17 protein-coding genes and 2 riboswitches are annotated in these 22,918 nt (G+C 66.5%); of the genes, 9 read left to right on the forward strand and 8 right to left on the reverse strand.

The features are described from left to right. Positions 1 to 84: 84 nt before the first annotated feature. Positions 85 to 981, forward strand: a complete 897-nt coding sequence (locus A9J21_RS14590; protein WP_066736773.1) for a cytochrome c5 family protein — start codon at positions 85 to 87, stop codon at positions 979 to 981. A gap of 102 nt (positions 982 to 1,083) precedes the next feature. Here the strand turns inward: A9J21_RS14590 and hemN are convergent, their stop codons facing one another. Continuing rightward, positions 1,084 to 2,553 carry an oxygen-independent coproporphyrinogen III oxidase gene (gene hemN, locus A9J21_RS14595; protein ID WP_066736775.1) on the reverse strand — a complete coding sequence of 490 codons (1,470 nt, stop codon included), beginning with the start codon at positions 2,551 to 2,553 and terminating at the stop codon, positions 1,084 to 1,086. Between the two features lie 242 nt (positions 2,554 to 2,795). Here hemN and A9J21_RS14600 point away from each other — a divergent pair, with 242 nt between their 5' ends. Next, a complete protein-coding gene (locus A9J21_RS14600; protein ID WP_066736779.1) occupies positions 2,796 to 3,968 on the forward strand; it encodes an ABC transporter substrate-binding protein in 1,173 nt (390 codons plus the stop codon). 33 nt (positions 3,969 to 4,001) lie between these two features. Here A9J21_RS14600 and A9J21_RS14605 read toward each other — a convergent pair whose 3' ends face one another. The 3 genes from A9J21_RS14605 to A9J21_RS14615 form a co-directional block, all read right to left on the reverse strand. Next, positions 4,002 to 5,300 carry an ATP-binding protein gene (locus A9J21_RS14605; RefSeq protein ID WP_066736780.1) on the reverse strand — a complete coding sequence of 433 codons (1,299 nt, stop codon included), beginning with the start codon at positions 5,298 to 5,300 and terminating at the stop codon, positions 4,002 to 4,004. A gap of 4 nt (positions 5,301 to 5,304) precedes the next feature. Then, positions 5,305 to 6,036 (reverse strand): response regulator, encoded by a 732-nt coding sequence (locus A9J21_RS14610; protein WP_066736782.1) that lies wholly within the window; start codon positions 6,034 to 6,036, stop codon positions 5,305 to 5,307. A gap of 353 nt (positions 6,037 to 6,389) precedes the next feature. Continuing rightward, complete coding sequence (locus tag A9J21_RS14615; protein WP_066736783.1) at positions 6,390 to 8,477, reverse strand: UvrD-helicase domain-containing protein; 2,088 nt, start codon at positions 8,475 to 8,477, stop codon at positions 6,390 to 6,392. Positions 8,478 to 8,760: 283 nt separating this feature from the next. On the opposite strand from A9J21_RS14615, the gene A9J21_RS14620 reads away from it, so the two are divergent. The 7 genes from A9J21_RS14620 to A9J21_RS14650 all read left to right on the forward strand — a co-directional run bounded on the left by A9J21_RS14620 (position 8,761) and on the right by A9J21_RS14650 (position 16,946). Then, the gene (locus tag A9J21_RS14620; RefSeq protein WP_066736784.1) at positions 8,761 to 8,985 is read left to right on the forward strand and encodes a glycine zipper 2TM domain-containing protein; all 225 of its coding nucleotides are present in this window, start codon (positions 8,761 to 8,763) and stop codon (positions 8,983 to 8,985) included. 95 nt (positions 8,986 to 9,080) lie between these two features. Next, positions 9,081 to 9,168: riboswitch (glycine riboswitch) on the forward strand. Between the two features lie 21 nt (positions 9,169 to 9,189). Further along, a riboswitch (glycine riboswitch) is annotated at positions 9,190 to 9,320 on the forward strand. 88 nt (positions 9,321 to 9,408) lie between these two features. Next, on the forward strand, positions 9,409 to 10,536 hold the full coding sequence (gcvT, locus tag A9J21_RS14625; protein ID WP_066736790.1) for a glycine cleavage system aminomethyltransferase GcvT: 1,128 nt from the start codon (positions 9,409 to 9,411) through the stop codon (positions 10,534 to 10,536). Between the two features lie 114 nt (positions 10,537 to 10,650). Then, positions 10,651 to 11,031 (forward strand): glycine cleavage system protein GcvH, encoded by a 381-nt coding sequence (gcvH, locus tag A9J21_RS14630; protein WP_066736792.1) that lies wholly within the window; start codon positions 10,651 to 10,653, stop codon positions 11,029 to 11,031. Positions 11,032 to 11,109: 78 nt separating this feature from the next. Next, on the forward strand, positions 11,110 to 14,034 hold the full coding sequence (gcvP, locus tag A9J21_RS14635) for an aminomethyl-transferring glycine dehydrogenase (protein ID WP_066736794.1): 2,925 nt from the start codon (positions 11,110 to 11,112) through the stop codon (positions 14,032 to 14,034). Between the two features lie 109 nt (positions 14,035 to 14,143). Beyond that, positions 14,144 to 14,689 carry a DUF421 domain-containing protein gene (locus A9J21_RS14640; protein ID WP_066736795.1) on the forward strand — a complete coding sequence of 182 codons (546 nt, stop codon included), beginning with the start codon at positions 14,144 to 14,146 and terminating at the stop codon, positions 14,687 to 14,689. 56 nt (positions 14,690 to 14,745) lie between these two features. Then, on the forward strand, positions 14,746 to 16,122 hold the full coding sequence (locus A9J21_RS14645; protein ID WP_066736796.1) for an L-serine ammonia-lyase: 1,377 nt from the start codon (positions 14,746 to 14,748) through the stop codon (positions 16,120 to 16,122). Positions 16,123 to 16,199: 77 nt separating this feature from the next. Continuing rightward, the gene (locus tag A9J21_RS14650) at positions 16,200 to 16,946 is read left to right on the forward strand and encodes an MBL fold metallo-hydrolase (RefSeq protein WP_066736797.1); all 747 of its coding nucleotides are present in this window, start codon (positions 16,200 to 16,202) and stop codon (positions 16,944 to 16,946) included. Between the two features lie 58 nt (positions 16,947 to 17,004). Here A9J21_RS14650 and A9J21_RS14655 read toward each other — a convergent pair whose 3' ends face one another. The 4 genes from A9J21_RS14655 to A9J21_RS14670 all read right to left on the reverse strand — a co-directional run bounded on the left by A9J21_RS14655 (position 17,005) and on the right by A9J21_RS14670 (position 22,913). After that, a complete protein-coding gene (locus tag A9J21_RS14655) occupies positions 17,005 to 18,120 on the reverse strand; it encodes a YbdK family carboxylate-amine ligase (protein ID WP_066736799.1) in 1,116 nt (371 codons plus the stop codon). Continuing rightward, positions 18,120 to 19,334 (reverse strand): cation:proton antiporter, encoded by a 1,215-nt coding sequence (locus A9J21_RS14660; protein ID WP_082926431.1) that lies wholly within the window; start codon positions 19,332 to 19,334, stop codon positions 18,120 to 18,122. The genes A9J21_RS14655 and A9J21_RS14660 overlap by 1 nt, the downstream gene beginning before the upstream one ends. Positions 19,335 to 19,518: 184 nt before the next feature. Continuing rightward, positions 19,519 to 21,471, reverse strand: a complete 1,953-nt coding sequence (locus A9J21_RS14665; RefSeq protein WP_066736801.1) for a hypothetical protein — start codon at positions 21,469 to 21,471, stop codon at positions 19,519 to 19,521. A 290-nt stretch (positions 21,472 to 21,761) separates the two neighbouring features. Then, the gene (locus A9J21_RS14670; protein ID WP_066736802.1) at positions 21,762 to 22,913 is read right to left on the reverse strand and encodes a branched-chain amino acid ABC transporter substrate-binding protein; all 1,152 of its coding nucleotides are present in this window, start codon (positions 22,911 to 22,913) and stop codon (positions 21,762 to 21,764) included. Between the last annotated feature and the right edge of the window lie 5 nt (positions 22,914 to 22,918).

The raw sequence follows: 22,918 nt of genomic DNA on the forward strand, positions 1-22,918 counted from the left end.
GATTCATCCCCGAAGACAGGGCCAGACAAGCAAGCCGCCCCCACGTGCTGTGCAATAGGTTTCCCGCAAAATCGAGAGTTCTGTATGAGTGACGTCCATCAAAACGACCACCACGAGTCGCCAATCAAGACCCCTAAGCAGCTTATCGCTGTTGTGATCGCCGCCTTTCTGGTGCCGATTATCGTCATCATCCTGCTGGTCAATTTTGTCGGACATGGCACCCGCGAGGGCGCCGGCTCCACCCAGAGCGTGGAAGCGGTGAACGGCCGTATCGCGCCGGTAGCGTCACTCGAGATCAAGGACCCCAATGCCCCGCGCGTCTTCAAGACGGGCGAGCAGGTCTACAAGGAAGTTTGCGCCGCGTGTCACGCCACGGGCGCGGCTGGTGCGCCGAAGTACGGCACGGCTGGCGACTGGACGGCCCGTATCGGCCAGGGCTTTGACGGCCTGCTGAAGGCGGTGCTGAACGGCAAGGGTGCCATGCCCGCCCGGGCCGGCACGTCGCCGGACGATCTCAGCGACTACGAGCTGGCACGCGCCGTGGTCTACATGGCCGATGCCGGCGGCGCCAAGTTCCCCGAGCCGGCTGCCCCGGCCCAGGGCGCCACCGCCCAGGCGGCGGCTTCGGCCCCGGAGGCGCCCGCAGCACCGGCAGCAGCACCAGCACCCGCCGCAGCGGCGGCTCCCGCCCCGGCAGCCGCTGCACCGGCCGCACCGGCTGCTGCGCCGGCCGCGGCATCGGCGGACACCGGCAAGAAGGTCTACGAGCAGGTTTGCGCCGCATGCCACGCAGCTGGCGTGGCCGGTGCGCCGAAGTTTGGCGACAAGGCAGCCTGGGCTCCGCGCCTCAAGGAAGGCATGGACGTGGTTCACAACTACGCGCTCAAGGGCAAGGGTGTGATGCCGCCCAAGGGTGGCTACGCCGGCCCGGATGCAGACGTGATCGCCGCATCGGACTACATGGCCAACGCAGCGAAGTAAGCGTCGAAGGAAGTCCAGGCCGAGGCCCGATACCAGGCCTTGGCCCAGCAAAAAGCCCGCGAGACATTCGCGGGCTTTTTCGTTTCTGGCAAATCTGCGACGCTAGACCACGCGCGAATAGCGCACCAGCGGTATCACCTTGGCGTCGTTTGCGGCGTTCGGCGCCGGTTGCGGGCGCGCGGCATCGTCGCGCAGGTAGCGGTCGAACACCATCGCCACGCGGCGTACCAGCAGACGGCCCAGTTCGGTGATATCGATGCGGTCGGGGGTTCGGCGTACCAGGTGATCGACGGCCAGCCTGTCCAGATCGGCCAGTTCGACCCCGAAGGTAGCGGCGAAGTCGATGCCGTGCGTCTGTTCCACCTCGGCAATATCGAGCGTGCCATTGCACATCAGCGCGCCGATGATGGCCTTGCGCAGATGATCGTCTGCGGACATCTCGAAGCCGCGCACCACCGGCAGGCGCCCGGCGTCGATGGCCGCGTAGTAATCGTCCGTGGTGCGAGCGTTCTGCACATAGTGCCCGGCCACGGCGCCGATGGCCGATACCCCCAGCCCGATCTGGTCATAGCCGGCGTGCGTGGCATAGCCCTGGAAATTGCGTTGCAGCCGGCCTTCGCGCTGGGCCACTGCGAGGTCGTCGTCGGGCAGCGCAAAGTGATCCATGCCGATGTAGACATAGCCGGCGGCGGTCAGGCGTTCGATGGTCGACACCAGGATATCGAGCTTCTCGGCGGCTGGCGGCAGTGTTGCGGCATCGATACGGCGTTGCGGCTTGAACACGTGCGGCAGGTGCGCGTAGCTGTAGACCGACAGCCGGTTCGGCCGCAGTTCCAGCACCTTTTCGATGGTCTTGCCAAAACGCGCAGTCGTCTGGTGCGGCAGGCCGTAGATCAGGTCGACGCTGACCGACTGGAAGCCCAGGCGGCGCGCCGCCAGCACCACGGCACGCGTTTCTTCATAGGACTGCACCCGGTGCACGGCTTCCTGCACCTCGGGGTCGAAATCCTGCACGCCCAGGCTGATCCGGTTGAAGCCCAGTTCGGCCAGCAGGTCCATTCGCTCGTCCGTCACGCGGCGCGGATCGATCTCGATCGAATGCTCGCCCTCGGGCAGCAGCTCGAAATGCTCGTGCAGCGCTGCCATCACACGGCGCATTTCATCGGGATCGAGGAAGGTCGGCGTGCCGCCGCCCCAGTGCGACTGCATCACGGCGCGCCGTTCGCCCAGGCGTCCGGCGACCATGGCCATCTCGCGCGACAGGTAATCCACGTATTGCGCGCTGCGGCCGTGGTCCTTGGTGATGATCTTGTTGCAGCCGCAGTAGTAGCAGATGTTCTCGCAGAACGGGATATGGAGATACAGCGACACCGGGGCCGGCGAATCGGCGCGGCAGGCTTGCAGCGCGGTCTGGTAGCCGGCATCGCCGACTTCGTTGTGGAAGCGGTCGGCCGTGGGATACGAGGTATAGCGGGGGCCGTTGCCGTCGATGCGGCCGGCCAGGCTGCGGAAATCGGCAAGCGCGCGGCGGTCGAAAGCCGTGCCGGCGACGTCTGGAATGGGGGCGGACATGCGGAGACTCGATTTGTGGGCGGAATGACGATCGATCCTATGCCTGGCCCGATGCAACAACCTTGATGCGCATCAAGATCACGGCAACCCTACACCTGCCAGCCCTGCCAACGGGGGGCCTCAAGTCTGGTGAAAGTCACGGAAACGTCATGAAGGGCCGATAGTCTCGGGCCCGGCTCTCGAAGTCCCGCCCGTATCCGCTTTCCGAAGCACATCCCGTCCCACTTGATCTTTCCACTGCCATGCGCCCAGCCTCGCCGCAGTCGACCCTCGCGTGTCTGCCCGCTTCCCCGGGCCGCCGCCGCGCCTTGCAGATGCTTGGCGCCGTGACTTCCGCCGCCGTGCTGCCCGCGTTTGCGCAGCCCGCCGGCCAGTTGCTGCGCCGCCAGCTTGTGGTGGGCCATCTGGTGGACCGCATCGGCCCGCAGGCCGATCAGGCGCGCGATTATCTGGCGGGTGCAAAGGTGATGTTCGATGCCTTCAATGCGTCGCCGGCCAGCAACGGCGGTTTGCGCATCGTCCATGTGGTGCGCGACGCCGACGCGTCGAACCCGCGCGCGGCTGTCGCACAGGCCGTGGCGCTGGCCGACAATGAACGCGCGGAGGTACTGTTCGGGCCCGGTGACAGCCTGCTGCCCACGCTGGCAGGCTCTGCCGACCTGACGCGGCGTGGGGTGCAGATCGTGGCGCCGCTGTCGGGGTTGACCATGACGGCCGACAACGTGTGGTTCACGCGCGCCGACTACCAGGCGGAGCTTGACGCCGCCGTGCATCAGTTGCGCAGCTACGGGCTGTCGGGCATCGCGCTGGCCGTGTCACCCGACTTTGCGGCGGGCACGCTTGGCGTTGGCACGCCATGGCTGGCCCGTCTGGAAAAGGACATCTCGACGCGCGCGGTGGCACTGGCCGGCAACTTCGACGACAGCGCAAAGCGCATTGCCGCCGCCCGGCCCGGCGCCGTGATCGTGGCAGGCGACACGCTGGCCTATGGCAGCCTGGGCCGCGCGCTGGCAGCGCAGAACTGGTATGGCTTCCTGGTGGGACTCTCGGCGGTCAGCCCGTCATCGGCGCGCGAAATCCTGGGTGCCAACTACGCGGGCGGCATGGTCGTGACGCAGATTGCCCCGGGACCGCAGGAGTCGACGCTGCGTGTGGTGAAGGAGCACGTGGCCCGCATGAAGCAGTATCTCGACGAGCCGCCCTCACCCGCCACGCTGGCCGGCTATATCGGCGCGGCCTGGCTGGCGCGCTCGGCTGCGGGCATGAAGGGATCGGGCACGGCCGAATTGCGGCGTGCCCTGCAGGCCCGTATCGACGTGGGCGACTTCACGCTGGACTTTACGCGCGGGCTGCGCGGCTCGCAGTACGTGCAGCTGGCCCCGATTGGCAAGAGCGGCCTGCCACAGCGCGCCTGAGCCCGGGCGTCAGTACCTGCCGCAGCGCCGGCGTCAGGCGCGCGGCAGCGTGATGCTGACGCGCAGACCGCCTTCGACGCGATTGGTCAGCTTCAGGTCACCGCCGTGGCGTGCCACGATATCCGCGGCAATCGACAGGCCCATGCCCACGCCGCCGGTGGCGCGGCTGCGCGACGATTCCACGCGATAGAACGGCTCCAGCACGCGCGGCAGTTCGGCCGGCGGGATGCCGGGACCGTTGTCGCAAACATCGATCGATACGCGCTCGGGGCTGTCGGTCAGGATGATGTGCGCGGCGCCGCCATAGCGATGCGCGTTTTCCACGAGGTTGACCACGGCGCGACGCAGCTCGGTCGGATAGGCCAGCAGCGGTGCCGCCTCTCCAGACAGGCGCACGTCCTGGCCGATTTCCTGGGCATCGTCGACCACGGCCTGCAGCAGGGCCAGCACGTCCACGCGCTGGCGCGGGCCGGTGCCGTCGTCGCGCTCGCGCAGGTAATAGAGCGTGGCATCGATCAGGCCATTCATCTCGGCCAGATCCTGGCGCAGGCGATAGCGCACGTCGTTGTCCTCGATACGTTCGATGCGCAGGCTCATGCGCGTCAGCGGCGTGCGCAGGTCGTGCGATACCGCTGCCAGAAAGCGCGACTGCTGCGCCAGCTGGGTGCGGATGCGCTGCTGCATCAGGTTCAGTGCGTGGGTGGCATCGCGGGCTTCGGCGGGGCCGGTGTCCTCGTCCAGCGGCGGGGCATGCACGTCCTGCGCCAGGCGGTTTGCGCCGCTGGCCAGTTGCTGCACCGGCCGCGCCAGCAGGCGGGCCCCCACCCATGACGCGATCAGGATGGCCGCAAGCTGGAAGATCAGGCCCAGGTGCGGCGGCCAGATGCCACGGATATGGAACCCCTTCGGCGGTCCCGGCGGACGGCCGAAGGGCGGGCGCTCGCCGAAGGCCTCGGGGCGCAGCGGCGGGCCATCGAAATCGAACGGCTCATTGCCTCGCATGCCGGGCGGCGGGCCAGGTGGCCGGTCGGACATGAAGACACCTTCGAGCGGATGCGGGGGCGGCCCGTTGGGCAGCAGCTGGCCCGCTGCCGCGGCATCGGAAGCCGCGCGGCGCATGCGTTCCATGTAGCGTTCCGATCCGGGGCGCGGAAACACGCTCTCGATCACGGTCACGCCCAGCACGTGCACGGCCAGCATGATGGCGGTCATCACAAAGAACAACCGCATGAACATCGAGTTGAACCGGCGGCGTCGGGCCGGTTCCGCGGCGCGCGCTTCGGGCCGCATCGCCGAAGCGCCGCCGGCGGATGGCGGGATCGCAGCAGCCATGCCTTCAGTGCTCCACGTTGCCGGTGAAGACGTATCCCTCGCCACGCACGGTGCGGATCAGCGACGAATCGCGCGGGTCGTCGCGCAGCTTCTGGCGCAGCCGCGATACCAGCAGGTCGATACTGCGGTCGAAGACGTCCAGGTCGCGCCCGCGTGCATTGTTGATCAGCATCTCGCGGTCGAGCACCCGGTTCGGATTCTCGATGAAGGTCAGCAGCAGCCGGAATTCTGCGTTGGACAGTGGCACCACTGTCTCCTCGGCATCGACCAGTTGACGCAGCGTGGCATTCAGGCGCCAGCAGCCAAAGCGCATCTCGTGCCCCGCCGTGGCCGGCGTCGTGCGTCGCACCTCGCCGCGACTGCGCCGCAGCACGGTGTGGATGCGGGCCACCAGCTCGCGCATTTCGAACGGCTTGGTCACGTAGTCGTCCGCACCCACCTCCAGGCCCACCACGCGGTCGGCCAGCTCGGCACGGGCGGTCAGCATGATCACGGGCAGGTTGCTCTGCTCGCGGATCTCGCGGCAGAGCGTCAGGCCGTTCTCGCCGGGCAGCGAAAGGTCCAGGATCACCAGATCGTATTCCTGCCGGCCCATTGCCGCGCGCATTGCCGCGCCGCCTTCCGCGCCCGCCGCCTCCATGCCGAACGTGGCCAGGTATTCGGCCAGCATGGAACGGATCTGGGGATCGTCATCGACGATCAGCAGACGAATGGGCAGGTTGGGCGACAGGTCCATGGGGAAAAAGTGAGAAATACGCGGGACATCCGAGCGGCCAATGTACCAGCCGGGAGATTACAGGCGATGCCCGCTTTGTATCAATTTTGATACGTGCAGCGAGGCGCACAAGACCGGTGGGCAGGGCACTTTTGCAGAGCTGGCGCCGTGCAAGGACCCGGGCAGAAAAATACGCCCCCGGTGCTGCCGCATCCGGGAGCGTTCAACAGGGAAGAAGCCGGGCTCGCATGCGCCCAGCCACACCGCAGCCGAAGGGCGGGCGCGGTGCGTCGCAGGAACGTCCGAGAGACGTTTCCACGCGCCGCCAATCCTAGTGAGCGCGTGCCCATGTGTCTTGTCAGCCTTGTATCAAGTCAGCCTGGGGCAGGCTTGTTGAGCAAGGCTTTCAGGCCGGCGAGCCGGTCCTTCGGACTCATCGCCGGGGTGGTGTCCTGCGGCGCCGGGGCTTCCTCGAGCTTCATCTCGGCGATGAAGCGCGACGGTTCGACCGAATAGGTTTCGCGTGCCCGCTTGCGCTTCTTGCACCAGCTGATCTGCAGGCTGCGCTGGGCACGCGTGATGCCCACATACATCAGGCGGCGTTCTTCCTCGATCTTCTCGTCGCCCAGGTCCTCGTCCTCGCGCGAGTGCGGCAGGATGCCCTCTTCCACGCCCACCAGGAACACGTGCGGATATTCGAGCCCCTTCGACGCGTGCAGCGTCGACAGCCGCACGGCATCCGGGTCTTCCTCGCGGCCTTCGAGCATGCTCATCAGCGCCACGGTCTGGGTCAGTTCGAGCAGGTTCTTGCCTTCGTTGCCAAAACCGTCGGCCGTGTCGAAGCCGGTGGCCTCGCCCTCGCCTTCGGCCTCGGGACGGGTGCCCTTGCGCTTGAGCCAGTCCAGGAATTCGAGCGTGTTGGTCCAGCGCGACTGCGCCTGCCGTTCGTCGAAGGTGTCGTACAGGTAGGCCTCGTAGTGGATGCCTTCCATCAGGTCGTCCAGCACCACGGTGGCGGGGTCGTTCGCCGCGCGATCGGCCAGGCGCACCATCGATTCGCAGAACGTACGCAGCGGCTCCAGCTGGCGTGGCTGCAGCTTGGCCTCGATGCCACCCATCATCGCCGCCTCGAACAGCGACACCTTGGCCTGGCCCGCAAACGTGCCCAGCGCCTCGAGCGTGGTGTTGCCCACCCCGCGGCGCGGCGTGGTGATGGCGCGGATAAACGCGGGGTCGTCGTCGGGGTTGGCGATCAGGCGCAGGTACGCGCAGATGTCCTTGATCTCGGCCTTGTCGAAAAAGCTCTGCCCGCCCGACAGCACATACGGAATGCGCTCGCGGCGCAGGATCTGTTCGAACAGCCGCGCCTGGTGGTTGCCGCGATAGAGAATGGCGTAATCGCGAAATTGTGCGCGGCGCTCGAACTTGTGCGCGGACAGGCGGAACACCACCGACTCTGCCTCGTGCTCCTCGTCGTTCATCGGGTGGATCGCGATCGGATCGCCCATGCCGTGTTCCGACCACAGCTTCTTGTCGAACAGCTTCGGATTGTTGGCGATCACCGCGTTGGCCGCTTCGAGGATGCGCACCGTGGAGCGGTAGTTCTGCTCCAGCTTGACCACCTTGAGGTCCGGAAAATCGGTCTGCAGCAGCCGCAGGTTGTCCAGCGTGGCGCCGCGCCAGCCGTAGATGGCCTGGTCGTCGTCGCCCACCGCCGTAAATGCCGGCGCGCGCAGGTGCGAGCCGCCCGCCAGCAGCTTCAGCAGCTGGTACTGGCACGCGTTGGTGTCCTGGTATTCGTCGACCAGGAAATAGCGCAGGCGGTTCTGCCATTTCAGGCGCACGGCCTCGTCGCGTGCGAACAGTTCGGCGGGCAGCCGGATCAGGTCGTCGAAGTCCACTGCCTGGTAGGCATTCAGCGTGGCCACGTAGTTGCGGTAGACCATCGCGGCCTGGTGTTCGTCGGCATCGGCGGCCTGCGCGAGTGCCGTCTCGGGATCGACCATGCCGTTCTTCCACAGCGAGATCGTGCCCTGCACGCTGCGGATCAGCTTCTTGTCGGTCGTACCGAGCTGCTCCTGGATCAGGCCGAAGCAGTCGTCCGAATCCATGATCGAGAATTGTGGCTTCAACCCGACATGTTCGGCTTCCATGCGCAAGATTTGCACGCCCAGCGAGTGAAACGTACAAACCGTCAGCTGCTTGAGTGGAATGCGCTTCCCTTCGCGCGTGGTCTTGCCTTCCATCAGCTTGCCGATGCGCTCCTGCATCTCTTTCGCCGCCTTGTTCGTGAACGTGACGGCCGCAATGTGACGTGGCTCGAACCCCTTGTCCTCGATCAGGTGGGCGATTTTCTGCGTGATCACGCGCGTCTTGCCCGAGCCGGCGCCCGCCAGCACAAGGCAGGGGCCGTCCAGGTAGCGAACCGCTTCGGATTGCGCGGCATTGAGTCCGTGAGTCATGAGGCAGGGGGAACGTGGCAGGCGGGATGGCTCAACGCGCACCTGAGGGGCTGCGCGCCAAAGGCGTCGATGTTAACACGCGCCTCAGGCCCGCAAGGGCGTGTCAGGCGGCGTCCGACAAGAGGCGTTTCAGGCTGGTAACAATCGTAAGGCAGCGGATCCCGGGGCATGGAGCTTGCCTCCTATCGGGCAGGACCGCACGGGTCTTGCGCGTGGCGCGACCGGTTCGGGACAGATCTACAAATCGGAAACGATGATCTCGATGACAACAAAGGAGCCAATCATGAAGACGCTTCGCACCCTTTCGAAAGTTGCCCTGATCGGCGTGACGCTGGTGGGTTTTGCCGGCTGCGCGGACATGACCCCGAAGCAGCGGAACACGGCCATCGGCGCGGGCGCCGGTGCGCTTGGCGGCGCCGTACTGACCGACGGCAGTGCGCTGGGTACGCTGGGCGGTGCGGCTGTGGGCGGTGTGGTCGGTAATGTCGTGACGAAGGACCGCCGCTAACCGGCCGGCAAACTGGTTCCAAATCCCGGGGGCGTGGCCGGTGGCCGGCGTCAGGCTTGCGTTTGACAAAGGCAGACCGGTCCCGTACATTCTCGCGCATCCGGCCGGGAGAGCGCGCAGCGACTGCGCCGCCGAAGGGGAACTACCCAAAAACTCTCAGGCACCATGGACCGACCGGATCGGCATGCAACATGCACACGATGCATGCCGCACTCTGGAGAGCGACATCCGCCACTGCCCTGACGCAGGGTGAGCATGTCCACCGAAGGGGCGCACGGAGCGGCGGCACGCCGAAGCTTCGTAATCTCTCAGGTATCGAGGACAGAGGGGTCATCCGCCGCAGCGGATTGGACGCACATTGGTGCGCCGATCGTTGCGGCGGATGACCCTTTTTTCGTTTTCGAACCGCCCCCGAGGATTTCCATGACGCTCCAGGCCACGCCCCTCAACGCTATCCACCGCGCCCTTGGCGCCCGCATGGTCGACTTTGGCGGCTGGGACATGCCGGTCAACTACGGGTCGCAGATCGAGGAACACAACGCAGTGCGTGCCGATGCCGGCATGTTCGACGTGTCGCACATGTGCGTGGTCGACCTGCACGGCGCCCAGACGCGCGCCTTCCTGCGCGGCCTGCTGGCCAACAACGTCGACAAGCTGCAGACGCCGGGCAAGGCGTTGTATTCCTGCATGCTCGATGACAAGGGCGGCGTCATCGACGACCTGATCGTCTACTTCTTTGCCGAGGACTATTTCCGCCTGGTGGTGAACGCCAGCACGGCCATCGGCGACATCGAATGGATCCAGTCGCGCAACGCGGCCACCGGCAGCGGCGTGACGATTACGCCGCGTCGTGGCGACGTTGCGCCGGCCAGCGCCGGCAAGCTGGCCATCGTGGCCGTGCAGGGCCCCAACGCGCGCGCCAAGGTCTACCAGGCTTTCCCGTCCACCCAGCCCGCCGACGCCCTCAAGCCGTTCAACGCACTCGTCGTCCAGGACCCCGAAATGGGCGAGCTGATGATTGCCCGCACCGGGTACACCGGCGAAGACGGCTTCGAACTGGTGGTGCCGGCCGAGAACGTTGCCGGCATCTGGGAAAAACTGTCCGCGGCGGGCGTGCGCCCGGCTGGCCTGGGCGCGCGCGACACGCTGCGCCTGGAAGCCGGCATGAACCTGTACGGCCAGGACATGGACATCAACACATCGCCGCTCGACGCCGGCCTGGCCTGGACGGTGGACCTGCAAAGCGAGCGCGACTTCACCGGCAAGCAGGCCCTGGTGGCCGGCGGCCAGAAACAGACCTTCGCGGGCCTGATCCTGCGCGACAAGGGCGGCGTGCTGCGTGCGCACCAGAAGGTGATCACCGCCGCCGGCAATGGCGAAATCACCAGCGGCACGTTCAGCCCGAGCCTGCAGTTGTCGATCGCGTTTGCCCGCCTGCCCAAGGACGTGGCGCCCGGCACCGACGTCCAGGTCGAGATTCGTGACCGCAAACTGACCGCGACTGTGGTTAAACTGCCGTTTGTGCGTAATGGCAAGGCACTCGTGAGCTGAGGCATCGCCCGGCTTCACATCAAACGGTCGCCCCTCCACCCGTCCGCTCGAGCCCAACCTGCTGCGGACCTGGGTGAATGAAACAAGAAACAAACTGTATTGACGGAGAACCTCATGAACTTCCCCGCTGACCTGAAGTACACCGAATCGCACGAGTGGGTGCGCGTCGAAGCCGACGGCACGCTGACGATCGGCATTACCGACCACGCACAGGATGCCCTGGGCGACATCGTCTTCCTGGAACTGCCCGAAGTCGGCAAGTCGGTTGGTGCCGGCGACGCCCTGGCCGTGGTCGAGTCCGTCAAGGCGGCCTCCGACATCTACGCCCCGGTGGCTGGCGAAGTGATCGCCGTCAACGACGCCGCCTCGGCATCGCCGGAATCGGTCAACGCCAACGCCTTCGACGCCTGGCTGTTCAAGCTGAAGCCGGCCAACGCCGACGACGTGAACGGCCTGATGAACGCCGACGCCTACAAGGCCAGCGTCGGCGCCTGATCGCGCTGACTGTTTGATGCCGCGCGCGGCGGCCAGGCTGACCACCTGCCCGCCGCCCGCTCCCCGAGATTCCTTGCCATGAACGCCCCGTTTCCCATGAATGCCGCCGCCCAAGGTACACGGCCCACGCTGGCCGAACTGGAGGCGCGCGACGCCTTCGCCGCCCGCCATATCGGCCCCGACAGCGCCGAACAGCAACACATGCTCAAGGTGCTGGGCTTCGACAGCCGCGCCGCGCTGATCGACGCCGTGGTGCCCGCCGCCATCCGCCGCCGCGATGGCATGGCGCTGGGCGAGTTCACCGCGCCGCTGACCGAGGAAGCCGCGCTGGCCCGCCTGCGCGGCCTGGCCTCCAAGAACCGCGTGCTGAAGAGCTTCATCGGACAGGGCTACTACAACACGCTCACCCCGGGCGTGGTGCTGCGCAACATCTTCGAAAACCCCGCCTGGTACACCGCCTACACGCCGTACCAGCCGGAAATCTCGCAGGGCCGCCTGGAAGCGATGCTGAACTTCCAGCAGATGATCACGGACCTGACGGGCCTGGACATCGCCAACGCGTCGATGCTGGACGAAGGCACGGCGGCCGCCGAGGCCATGACGCTGCTGCAGCGCGTGCACAAGCATGCGTCGAACACGTTCTACGTGGCCGACGACGTCCTGCCGCAGACGCTGGAAGTGGTACGCACGCGCGCGCTGCCGCTGGGCATCGAGGTGAAGGTCGGCCCCGCCGCCGATGCCGCGCAGTCGCATGCCTTTGGCGTGCTGCTGCAATACCCGGGGGTGAATGGCGATGTGGCCGACTACCGCGCCATCGCCGAAGCCGTGCATGCGGCAGGTGGCCGCGTGGTGGCCGCCGCCGACCTGCTGGCGCTGACGCTGATCGCCGCACCGGGCGAATGGGGTGCCGACGTGGCCGTGGGCAATACACAGCGCTTTGGCGTGCCGCTTGGTTTCGGCGGTCCGCACGCGGGCTACATGGCCGTCAAGGATGAATTCAAGCGTTCGATGCCGGGCCGCCTGGTCGGCGTCACGATCGACGCGCAGGGCAACAAGGCCTATCGCCTGGCACTGCAGACGCGCGAGCAGCATATCCGCCGCGAGAAGGCCACGTCGAACATCTGCACCGCGCAGGTGCTGCTGGCCGTGATGGCGTCGATGTACGCGGTCTACCACGGCCCGCAGGGCCTGAAGCGCATTGCGCAACGCGTGCACCGCCTGACCGCCACGCTGGCCGCCGGCCTGAGGGCGCTGGGCCTGGCCCCGGTCAACGAGACGTTCTTCGACACCCTGACGCTGGAAACCGGCTTCAACACCGAGGCGTTCCACGCCACGGCCACCCAGCGCGGCATCAACCTGCGCCACGCCGGCGCATCGCACATCGGCATCTCGCTGGACGAAACCGCGTCGCGCGACGACGTGGTCACGCTGTGGGAAATCTTCGCGCACGGCAAGCCGGTACCCGACTTCGACAAGATCGAGGCGTCGGTGGGCGACGGCTTCCCGGCCAAGGTGGCGCGCCAGAGCGCCTACCTGACGCATCCGGTGTTCAACACGCATCACGCCGAACACGAGATGCTGCGCTACCTGCGTTCGCTGGCCGACAAGGACCTGGCGCTGGACCGCACCATGATCCCGCTGGGCTCCTGCACGATGAAGCTCAACGCCACCAGCGAGATGATTCCGGTGACGTGGCCCGAGTTCAGCAACATCCACCCGTTCGCGCCGCTGGACCAGACCGTCGGCTATCGCGAAATGATCGACCAGCTGGAAGCGATGCTGTGCGCCGCCACCGGCTACGCCGCGGTGAGCCTGCAGCCGAACGCCGGCTCGCAGGGCGAGTACGCGGGCCTGCTGATCATCCACGCGTACCACGCCAGCCGCGGCGAAAGCCATCGTGACATCTGCCTGATCCCGTCGTCGGCACACGGCACCAACCCGGCGTCGGCCCAGATGGCCGGCATGAAGGTGGTGGTGGTGGCCTGCGACGACAACGGCAACGTCGACCTGGACGACCTGGCGAAGAAGGCCGAGCAGCACAGCAAGAACCTGGCCGCGATCATGATCACGTACCCGTCCACGCATGGCGTGTTCGAGCAGGGCGTGCAGCAGATCTGCGACATCGTTCACAAGCATGGCGGCCAGGTCTATGTCGACGGCGCCAACATGAACGCGATGGTGGGCGTGGCCGCACCGGGCCAGTTCGGTGGCGACGTGTCGCACCTGAACCTGCACAAGACGTTCTGCATTCCGCACGGCGGTGGCGGCCCGGGCGTGGGTCCGGTGGCAGTGGGCGCGCATCTGGCCGACTTCCTGCCGAACCAGGACAGCGTCGGCTATCGTCGCGACGACAACGGCATCGGCGGCATCTCGGCCGCGCCGTTCGGCTCGGCCAGCATCCTGCCGATTTCGTGGATGTATATCGCGATGATGGGCTCGGCCGGGCTGACCGCCGCCACCGAGAATGCGATCCTGACCGCCAACTACGTGGCGCGCCGCCTGTCGCCGCACTTCCCGGTGCTGTACACGGGCCAGCACGGCCTGGTGGCACACGAGTGCATCCTGGACGTGCGCCCGCTGCAGAAGACCACGGGCATCTCCAACGAGGACGTGGCCAAGCGCCTGATGGACTATGGCTTCCACGCCCCGACCATGAGCTTCCCGGTACCGGGCACGCTGATGATCGAGCCGACCGAGAGCGAATCGCTGCACGAACTCGACCGCTTCATCGACGCCATGATCGCCATCCGTGGCGAGATCGCGCGGGTGGAAGACGGCAGCTTCGACCGCGAGGACAACCCGCTCAAGCACGCCCCGCACACCGCCGCCGTGGTGGTGGGTAACGAGTGGAACCGCAAGTACACGCGCGAGGAAGCCGCGTACCCGGTGGCATCGCTGCGCACGCAGAAGTACTGGCCGCCGGTTGGCCGTGCCGACAACGTGTACGGCGACCGCAACCTGTTCTGCTCGTGCGTGCCGATGAGCGAGTACGCCGACGAGTGAGTGCCCGGCCCGTCAGGCGGCGTCCGATACACGCGGATGCCGCCAACGGGCTATGCTCGGGAAAGCGGGCGCCGGCGTCCGGCGCCGCCCTTGAGCGGAGGCCTCATTCATGTGGAATCTCAGCGCGCCCTGGTGGGAATTCGTCCTGCGCGGACTGATCGTCTATGGCGCAATTCTGGTGCTGATGCGCATTTCGGGGCGGCGGCAGATCGGGCAGCTCACGCCGTTCGACCTGGTTCTGCTGCTGATCATCTCGAATGCGGTGCAGAACGCGATGAACGCCGGCGACAACTCGGTGCTGGCCGGCCTGATTCTGGCGGCCACGTTGTTCGCGGCCGACTCGCTGCTTGGGTATGTGACGTGGCGCAGCCGGCCGGTGGAGATGCTTGTCGACGGCCGCCCGCAGATCGTGATTCACCAGGGCGAGGTCTTTGAGGAAGTCATGCGCCGCGAACGCATCAGCACGCACGAACTGCACAAGGTCTTGCGCCGCAATGGCTGCGCCCGCGTGGAAGACGTGCATTTCGCGATTCTCGAGACGGACGGCTCCATCAGCGTGAAGATGAAGGAGCACGCCCCCGACGCTTCCGATTCCGCCGTGCCCGGCGCACTATGGCGTCATCCGGGGCGTTCCGATCAGGACAAGCCGGCCTAGCGGCCAATGGTCCACGGACTTCATGGGCCCGCACCGGTAACAACTGGAGTTCAGCCGTGGCAGTCAGCGTCTTCGATCTCTTCAAGGTGGGCATTGGCCCGTCGAGCTCCCACACCGTGGGCCCGATGCGGGCGGCCCTGATGTTCGCGCATGGCCTGGAACGCGACGGCCTGCTGCCTCGGGTAGCCAGCGTGCGCGTGGAGCTGTACGGATCGCTTGGCGCCACTGGCAAGGGTCACGGTACCGACAAGGGCGTGATCCTGGGCTTGATGGGCGAATCCCCCGACACGGTCGACCCCGACGCGATCGACAGCAGGCTGGCGGCGCTGCGTGCCAGCAAGCAGCTGCCGCTGCTGGGTCAGCACACGGTACCGTTCGTGGAACGCGAGCACATCGTGTTCTATCGGCGCGAGGCCATGGCCGAGCATCCGAATGGCATGAAATTCCACGCCTACGATGCCGATGGCGCATCGCTGCGCGAAGCCCGCTATCTGTCGGTAGGCGGCGGCTTCGTTGTCACCGCCGGCGCGCCCAATACCCAGGTGCTGGCCGCCGGCAAGCAGTTGCCGCATCCGTTCCGCACGGGGCGGGCGATGCTCGACATGGCCCATGCCAGCGGCAAGTCGATTGCCCGGCTCATGCTCGAAAACGAGCTGACATGGCGCCCGGAGAACGAGGTCACCGACGGTCTGTTGCATATCTGGGACGTGATGCAGCAGTGCGTGGCGCGCGGCTGCCGGACTGACGGCGAGCTGCCTGGGCCGTTCAAGGTCAAGCGGCGTGCGCCGGAACTCTATCGACACCTGACATTACGTGCCGAGCGAACGCTCTCCGACCCGCTGTCCGTCATGGACTGGGTCAATCTCTATGCAATCGCCGTCAACGAGGAGAACGCCGCCGGCGGCCGCGTGGTCACGGCGCCGACCAATGGCGCGGCCGGCATCATTCCCGCCGTGCTGCACTACTACGACCGCTTCGTGCCCGGCGCCAACGCCCAGGGCGTGGTCGACTTCCTGCTGACCGCCGGGGCCATCGGCCTGCTCTACAAGCTCAACGCATCGATCTCCGGCGCCGAGGTGGGCTGCCAGGGCGAAGTCGGCGTGGCCTGCTCGATGGCGGCCGGGGCGCTGGCCGCGGTGCTGGGTGGCACGCCGGAACAGGTGGAAAACGCGGCCGAGATCGGCATGGAGCACAACCTGGGCCTGACCTGCGATCCGGTGGGCGGCCTCGTGCAGATTCCGTGCATCGAGCGCAATGCCATGGCATCGGTGAAGGCGGTCAACGCGGCACGCATGGCCTTGCGCGGCGACGGCACGCATTATGTGTCGCTGGACTCGGTCATCAAGACGATGCGCGAGACCGGCGCCGACATGAAGACCAAGTACAAGGAAACCGCGCGCGGCGGGCTGGCCGTCAATATCGTCGAGTGCTGATGCGGTGGATTCCGGTTGCCGGCGCGCGCCGGCGACGTATCATGGAAGCACTTCCGGTTTGCCAGAAAAAGACTGCCATGCAGACCTTTCACCAGCTGTTCGACGAAACATCGTCCACTTTCACCTACCTGCTGATCGACGCCGACACGCACGAGGCCGTGCTGATCGACCCCGTCGATCGCCAGTACGCGCGCGATCTTGCGCTGCTGGAGCAGACAGGCGCCAGGCTTGTCTGGGTGGTGGAAACCCACGCGCACGCCGACCACATCACGTCGGCCGGCCACCTAGCCCAGCTGACGGGCGCCAGTACGGCGGCGCCCTCGGGCTGCGACATCAAGCCTGCGCTGAAACAACTGATCGATGGGGATACGATTCCGTTCGGTCGCCAGGTGCTGCGCGCGATCCACACGCCCGGCCATACCGCCGGCAGCATGAGCTATCTGTGGGAGGAGTCATCGCCCGAGGGCGCGACCCGGCGCATCTTCACCGGCGACGCGCTGCTGATCGACGGCTGTGGCCGCACCGATTTCCAGTCGGGCGACGCCGGCACGCTGTTCGACAGCCTGACGCAGAAGCTTTTCCGCCTGCCCGACGACACGCGCGTCTTTCCCGCGCACGACTACAAGGGCCGCACCGAATCGACGATCGGCCACGAGCGCGCCACCAACAGCCGGGTGGCCGGCCGCACACGCGACGAGTTCATCGTGATGATGCGCAGCCTGAACCTGCCACGGCCCAAGCTGATCGACATCGCCGTCCCGGCCAACCAGCAGCTTGGGCTGGCGACCGGCCGCGACGGGGAGAGCGTGCCGCACGGCATCTAGGGCGGGCCGCTTTCGGCACGCCTGCCCGCCGCCGCCCTGCGTCAGCCCGGGCGGCGCTTCAGGATTCCCACAACTCGCAAGTGCGGCGCACCGTGTCGCGCAAGCTGTGCGCCTCGTCGTTCACCGTACGTACCAGGCGTGCGTCGGTGTCGCGTGCCGCCGCCTGGGCGCGGATATTTGCCAAGGCCTGGAGCGACCCCAGCGCCTCGGCGTGCGGCTCCAGCGCATCGCAGATCGACAGGATATGGTCCGCGATCGGCATCCGCGTGAGTTCGTTCGGATGCACATACTCGCCTTCCAGGCCGAAACGGCAAGCCTGGAAGCGGTTGAACGTGTACACCAGGTAGTCGTCTTCCTGCGGCATGAACGGCCGCGACAGCAACAGGTAGCGCGCCAGCGCCTGGATATAGGCGGCAATATCGCAGGCGCGCTGCACGGTCAGCGGGGTGTCCATCACGCGCACTTCGATCGTGCCGAACTCCGGCTTGGGACGGATATCCCAGTAGAAGTCCTTCATGCTCTCGATCACGCCGGTGGCGCGCATCTTGTCGAAATACGCCCTGAAGCCGTCCCAGGTCAGCACATGTGGGGCGCGGCCGCTCATCGGAAACGCCGCCACCGAATTCAGGCGCGCCGACGCAAAGCCGGTATCCACGCCCTGCACGTAAGGCGAAGACGCGGCCAGCGCAATAAAGTGCGGCACGTAGCGCCCGATGGCGTGAAGCAGGAACAGCGATTCGTCCGCGCTCGGGCAGCCGATGTGGACGTGCTGGCCAAACACGGTGAACTGCTTCGCCAGGTAGCCGTAGAGCTCGGAAATGTACTGGTAGCGCGGCGAGTTCGAAATCGTGCGCTCCGACCAGACCTGGAACGGATGCGTACCGCCGCCGCAGATGCCAAGGTTCAGCCCGCGCGACGCATTGACCATCAGGTCACGCATCACGGTCAGCTCCTCCAGCGCCTGCGCGTAGTTGCGGCAGATGCCCGTGCTGATCTCGATCATCGACGGGCTGATTTCCGGCTTGATATCGCCAGCGTGCTGCGCGCCTTTCAGCGCGCGGAGCAGGTCTGGCGCAAACGGCGCCAGGTCATAGTCGTGCCGGTTGACAAGCTGCAGCTCCAGCTCGACGCCAAAGGTCAGGGCATCGGAATGCTTGAACGGTTCGAGCGACATCAGCGCCCTCCTCCATGGTCACGCGACTCGCCGGCGTAGCGCAGCGCCCATGCCGCGATGATCGGGGCAAGCAACTGCTCGATTGCGAGCGCGCACAGGATGATCGATGCGAGCGGCGCCCCTGTGCCCGGGTACAGGCGGGCAACGTCGCTCATCAAAAGATAAGCCAGCCCGGACATCGGCGCCAGCGCAAGCCCCAGCGCCGCGCACTGGCGCAGGCTCAGCCCCGAGAACGATCCCAGCGATACCACGCCGGCCAGCTTGGCAATGTGACGGAAGACCACCAGCGCCACGGCCAGCGATCCGCCCACCACCCAGTCCTTGGCGGTCAGCGGCAGACCCAGCGACACCACCATCACGATGATCAGCAGGCTGCCCGCACTGCCGAAGTGCGTGGGCCACACATGCGGCTGGCGGTCCTGGTGCTTGAACACCACGCCGGCCAGCATCAGTGTCAGCGGCATCGACAGTTTCAGCACCCGGGTCAGCGCCAGCGTGAACAGCACCAGCCCCACCAGCACCAGGAAGCTGTAGTGATCGTCGGCGGACATCCGCGCATAGATGGCATGGCCGAACTTGCCCACCACCCATGCCAGCAGACACGATCCCACCAGCAGGTACAGCGGATGCAGCAGCGCCGCGCCGATGTTGCCGTATTCGGAATGAAGCCAGCCGGTAGCCACCTGTACGATGGCCGCGGCGTAGATCGAATTGAGCGCGGACATTGCCATCAGACGCTCGGTCACCTGCCCGTCGGCGCGCAGTTCGTTCTTCAACTGCAGCACGATCGTGGGCGAGGTGCTGACCGCGATACCGCCGGCCAGGATCGCCACTCCTGGCGATGCCCCCATCCACTGCAGCACCGTGGACACCAGGCCCCAGGTCAGCAGGCTTTCGGCGGCACTCGTGATCAGCAGCCACGGGTTGGCGCGCAGCCATGACAACGACAGCCGGTGACCCAGCTCGAACAGCGCCAGGGCCAGCGCCATGTCGATCAGCACGCGGGTCTGCGCGATCATGTTGTCGTCGACGATGCTGCGCCCGAGCATGCCGGCGAACAGCCCTACCACCGCGTAGCCGACGATACGCGGACAGCCCAGCCAGCGGCGGCAGACTTCACCAGCCAGGCCCGCGCCCACCAGCGCAAGGCCTACCCAGAAGAGTCCGCCCGGCGCCAGCGGCAGCGAGGGAAATAGTTGGCTCAATCCGTTCATGCGCGACATGGTAACGGAAGGACACGTCAGGAAATGTAAGTGCTTGTCCGACACTTTCCCGAACATGCCGACAACTATCGCCTTCTCCAACGAAAAAGCGCCATCGTCTCCGATAGCGCTTTTGTAGGACTTGCAAAATCAGAATTGTCTCGCGTGCGGTGGCTCACATTCTCCGGCTGGGCGATCAAATGCCCCAGAGCTTCCACTTGGGCCGTGTGGCCTTCAGTGCCGTTTCCACCTTGGCGTACAAGCCACGTGTTCCGCCCTTTTCAGCGTCAAGCACGCGCGCGCGCTCGAACCATCCCAACGCCGTTTCTCGTTGGCCCATGCCCAGGGCGGCCTGGACGGCGGCCAGCCAGGTCTGCGCGTCCCAGTCGTCGCGTGCGGCAAAGGCGATCTGGAAGTCGGTCAGCGCCTCGGGATGACGCTCAAGGTCCACCAGGAGCCTGGCGCGCTGCACCCGCGCGGGCGCCTGCTGCCGCGCATCGCCCTCGCCCAGCTGCACGGCCTGCTCCAGCAGCGGCATGGCTCGCTCGTGATCACCAAGGTCGCGCCAGATCTGGCCGAACCGGCCCGACACCCAGGCGTCGTCGATCAGCAGCGAGCGCCGTTGCAGTGCCTCAAGTTCGGCGATGGCATCGGCCTTGTCGTGCTCGTCCATCGACCCCATGCCGGTCTGCAGCAGCGTGCCGTAGTGGGCACGTGCATGGGCCATCGCATGGGCGCCTTCGGTGCGGGCCTCTACAGGCAGCGCATCGAGCCGGGCATCCATATGCGCCAGCGCGGCGCTGGCCGATTCGGTGGCCTCGCGCCCGCCGATCGCCGCCCAGGCCGCCACCAGGCGGCTGAAGGCCCAGCTGACATCCGCCGGATTGCGCTCCACCGGATAGCGGTTCAGCACCTCGCCCGCCATATCCACCACCTGCTGGTGCTGGCCCGCCGATGCATAGGCGTCGAGCAGGTCGATCCAGTGATCGATAAAGTCGCTGGCCGCCATGCCCTTGCGGTGCAGCGCAACCTTCTCTTCCAGGTTGGTGGCACCGGCCGGCAGCGTGCGCGCCATCAGGCGGCACAGCAGCGAATAGAGATGGGGGTCAGCGTTGCCGCCGTGGCCCTGCGCATCGCCTTCGCCGGTCTCGAAATACGTTTCGAGGCAGGACAGCCCCTTGCGGCACATGGCTTCCAGCATCGGCTTGAGCGCCGTCTGCGAGGCGGGAACCTCATCGAGGAAGCTGCCCAGCGCGGTGGCCGCATGGAAGTACAGCGCGCCGTCGTCGGCATCGGCCGTGACGGCAAAGCCGGTCCATGCCGGTTGCGCAGGCGCGCTGGCACCGGCGGCCACATTGGCCTGGTGGCGCCAGGTCAGCGCGCGCACCTGGGCCAGCGGATCGGGGCGCTGACGCAGATAGGTTTCCAGATCGTCGAGCGCAGCGGCGGGTTCGGAACCCAGCCGCAGCGGTGCGCGCAGGCGCCGTGCCTCGGCGTGATCGGGCTGTTCGGCCAGCACGCGCCCGGCCTGGGCGGCCGCCAGTGCGTCGCCTTGCGCAGGCGTCAGGTCGAGCAGTTCCGGGGAATCGAGCGCGATGCGCCCCAGGCAGATGCGCAGCAGCGGCTCGCCGAGCAGTTCGGCGGCATCGCTGCGTGCCACGTAATCCTGCACCAGCGGCAGGATGTCGCCGGCACCCAGGTCGGGGGCACGGTACAGCAGGTCGTGCCAGTAACGGCCCGCCAGCGCAAAGTCGTTCAGCCGGAACGCGACAAAGCCCGCATAGAAGTGCGCGGCCCACTCGCCGGTGGCCAGCCCGTTGCGGCGTGCCGCCTCGTGCAGCCAGGGCTGCGCCTCGGTGTCACGCCCATCGCGCATCAGCAAGGTGCCATACATATGGACCAGCGCGCCACGCGACGCCCAGCGGTGCATCGGCGCCAGCGGCAACTCGGGCAGACGCGCCATGGCGTCGTCCAGCGCAGCCAGCGCGGCAGCCACATCGCCACGGTCAGACTGGATCTGCGCGCGCAACGCGGCGTAATCCACTACTTCGGGGTGTGCCTCCCACAGCTGGTCGGCAATCTGCAGCGCCTCGTCATGGCGCCCGGCATTGGCCAGCGCGATCGCGTGCTCGTAACGGACATCCTGCACGGCCCGCTCCTTCAGAATTCGGCAAAAGCGGAATTATGCGCCATTGGCGTGACTCGCTTGGAAGAGAACAGGGGCGGAAAGGGGTCTGATTTGGGTTGACGGGGGCGGGGACCGGGGTCTTCCAGGCAGAACAGACCCATGCCCATGGGCAGACACCATAAAAAACGCCACCACGGGCCAGGCCCGGGTGGCGTCAGTGCTACCAGTTCAGAACACGCCGTCCGTAGGAAAGCCGTCCGGCGTGCTGAAGTACTACAGGAAATGCATCAAAGCTGTGGCAATCGAGGCGATTACTTGCCGCCGACCGTTTCCAGCACGGTCCACTTGCCGCCCTGGACCTTGTAGACGGTGATACCGCCGTCCTTCAGGTCGCCGCGTGCGTCGTAGGCCAGGGTCTTGGTGGTCACGCCCTGCATGTTCGTGGCGGCCAGCACCGGCAGGTAGCGCGCCGGATCGGCCGAGCCGGCCTTGATCATGGCGTTCATCATCGCCGTGGCGCCGTCATAGGCGTACGGCGAGTACGTCTGGACCTTCGAGCCGAAGCGCTTCTCGTACTTCTTCTCGTAGGCGTTGCCGCCCGGCATCTGTTCCAGCGGCAGGCCGGCCAGCGACACCACGGTGCCTTCGGCAGCCGGGCCGGCCAGCTTCAGGAAGTTGTCGGTCTTGGACATTTCGCCCGACACGATCGGTGCCTTCATGCCCAGTTCCTTGACCTGCTTGGCCATCGGGGCCGATTGGGTCTCGGCGCCGCCGTAGAAGATCACGTCCGGGTTGCTGCGCTTGATGTTGGTCAGCACGGCCTTGAAGTCCACGGCCTTGTCGTTCGTGAACTCGCGGCGCACGATCTTGCCGCCGGCGGCCTTGGCGGCCTTCTCGAACTCGTCGGCCAGGCCCTGCCCGTAGGCGGTGCGGTCGTCGACGATGGCGATGTTCTTGGCGCCCAGCTTCTTCACCACGAAGGCACCGATCACCGAACCCTGCTGGGTGTCGGACGTCATCATGCGGAACGTGGTCTTGAAGCCCTGGCGGGTGTATTCAGGCGCCGTCGCCATGGCGATCTGCGGAATGCCGGCGCGGTTGTAGACCATCGACGCGGGAATGCTGGTACCCGAATTGAAGTGGCCGAGCATGCCCTGGATGCCGGCGTCCACCAGCTTCTGGGCCACCACCGAACCGGTTTTCGGGTCGGCCTGGTCGTCTTCGGAGATCAGGACAAACTTGACTTCCTTGCCACCGATCTTCGGCTTGGTGGCGTTCATGTCGTCGATGGCCAGGACGATGCCGTTCTGCATGTCCTTGCCGTACTGTGCCTGGCCGCCGGTCAGCGGGCCGGCGTAGCCCAGCTTGATTTCCTGTGCCTGGGCGAAAGCGGCCGAGGCAGCGGTCAGGCCAGCAACGGCCATGGCAACGGTCATGGCCGTCTTGCGGAATGTCGAGCTCATCAGTT

The organism is Cupriavidus sp. D384 (genome assembly GCF_001652915.1).
Lineage (GTDB): Bacteria > Pseudomonadota > Gammaproteobacteria > Burkholderiales > Burkholderiaceae > Cupriavidus.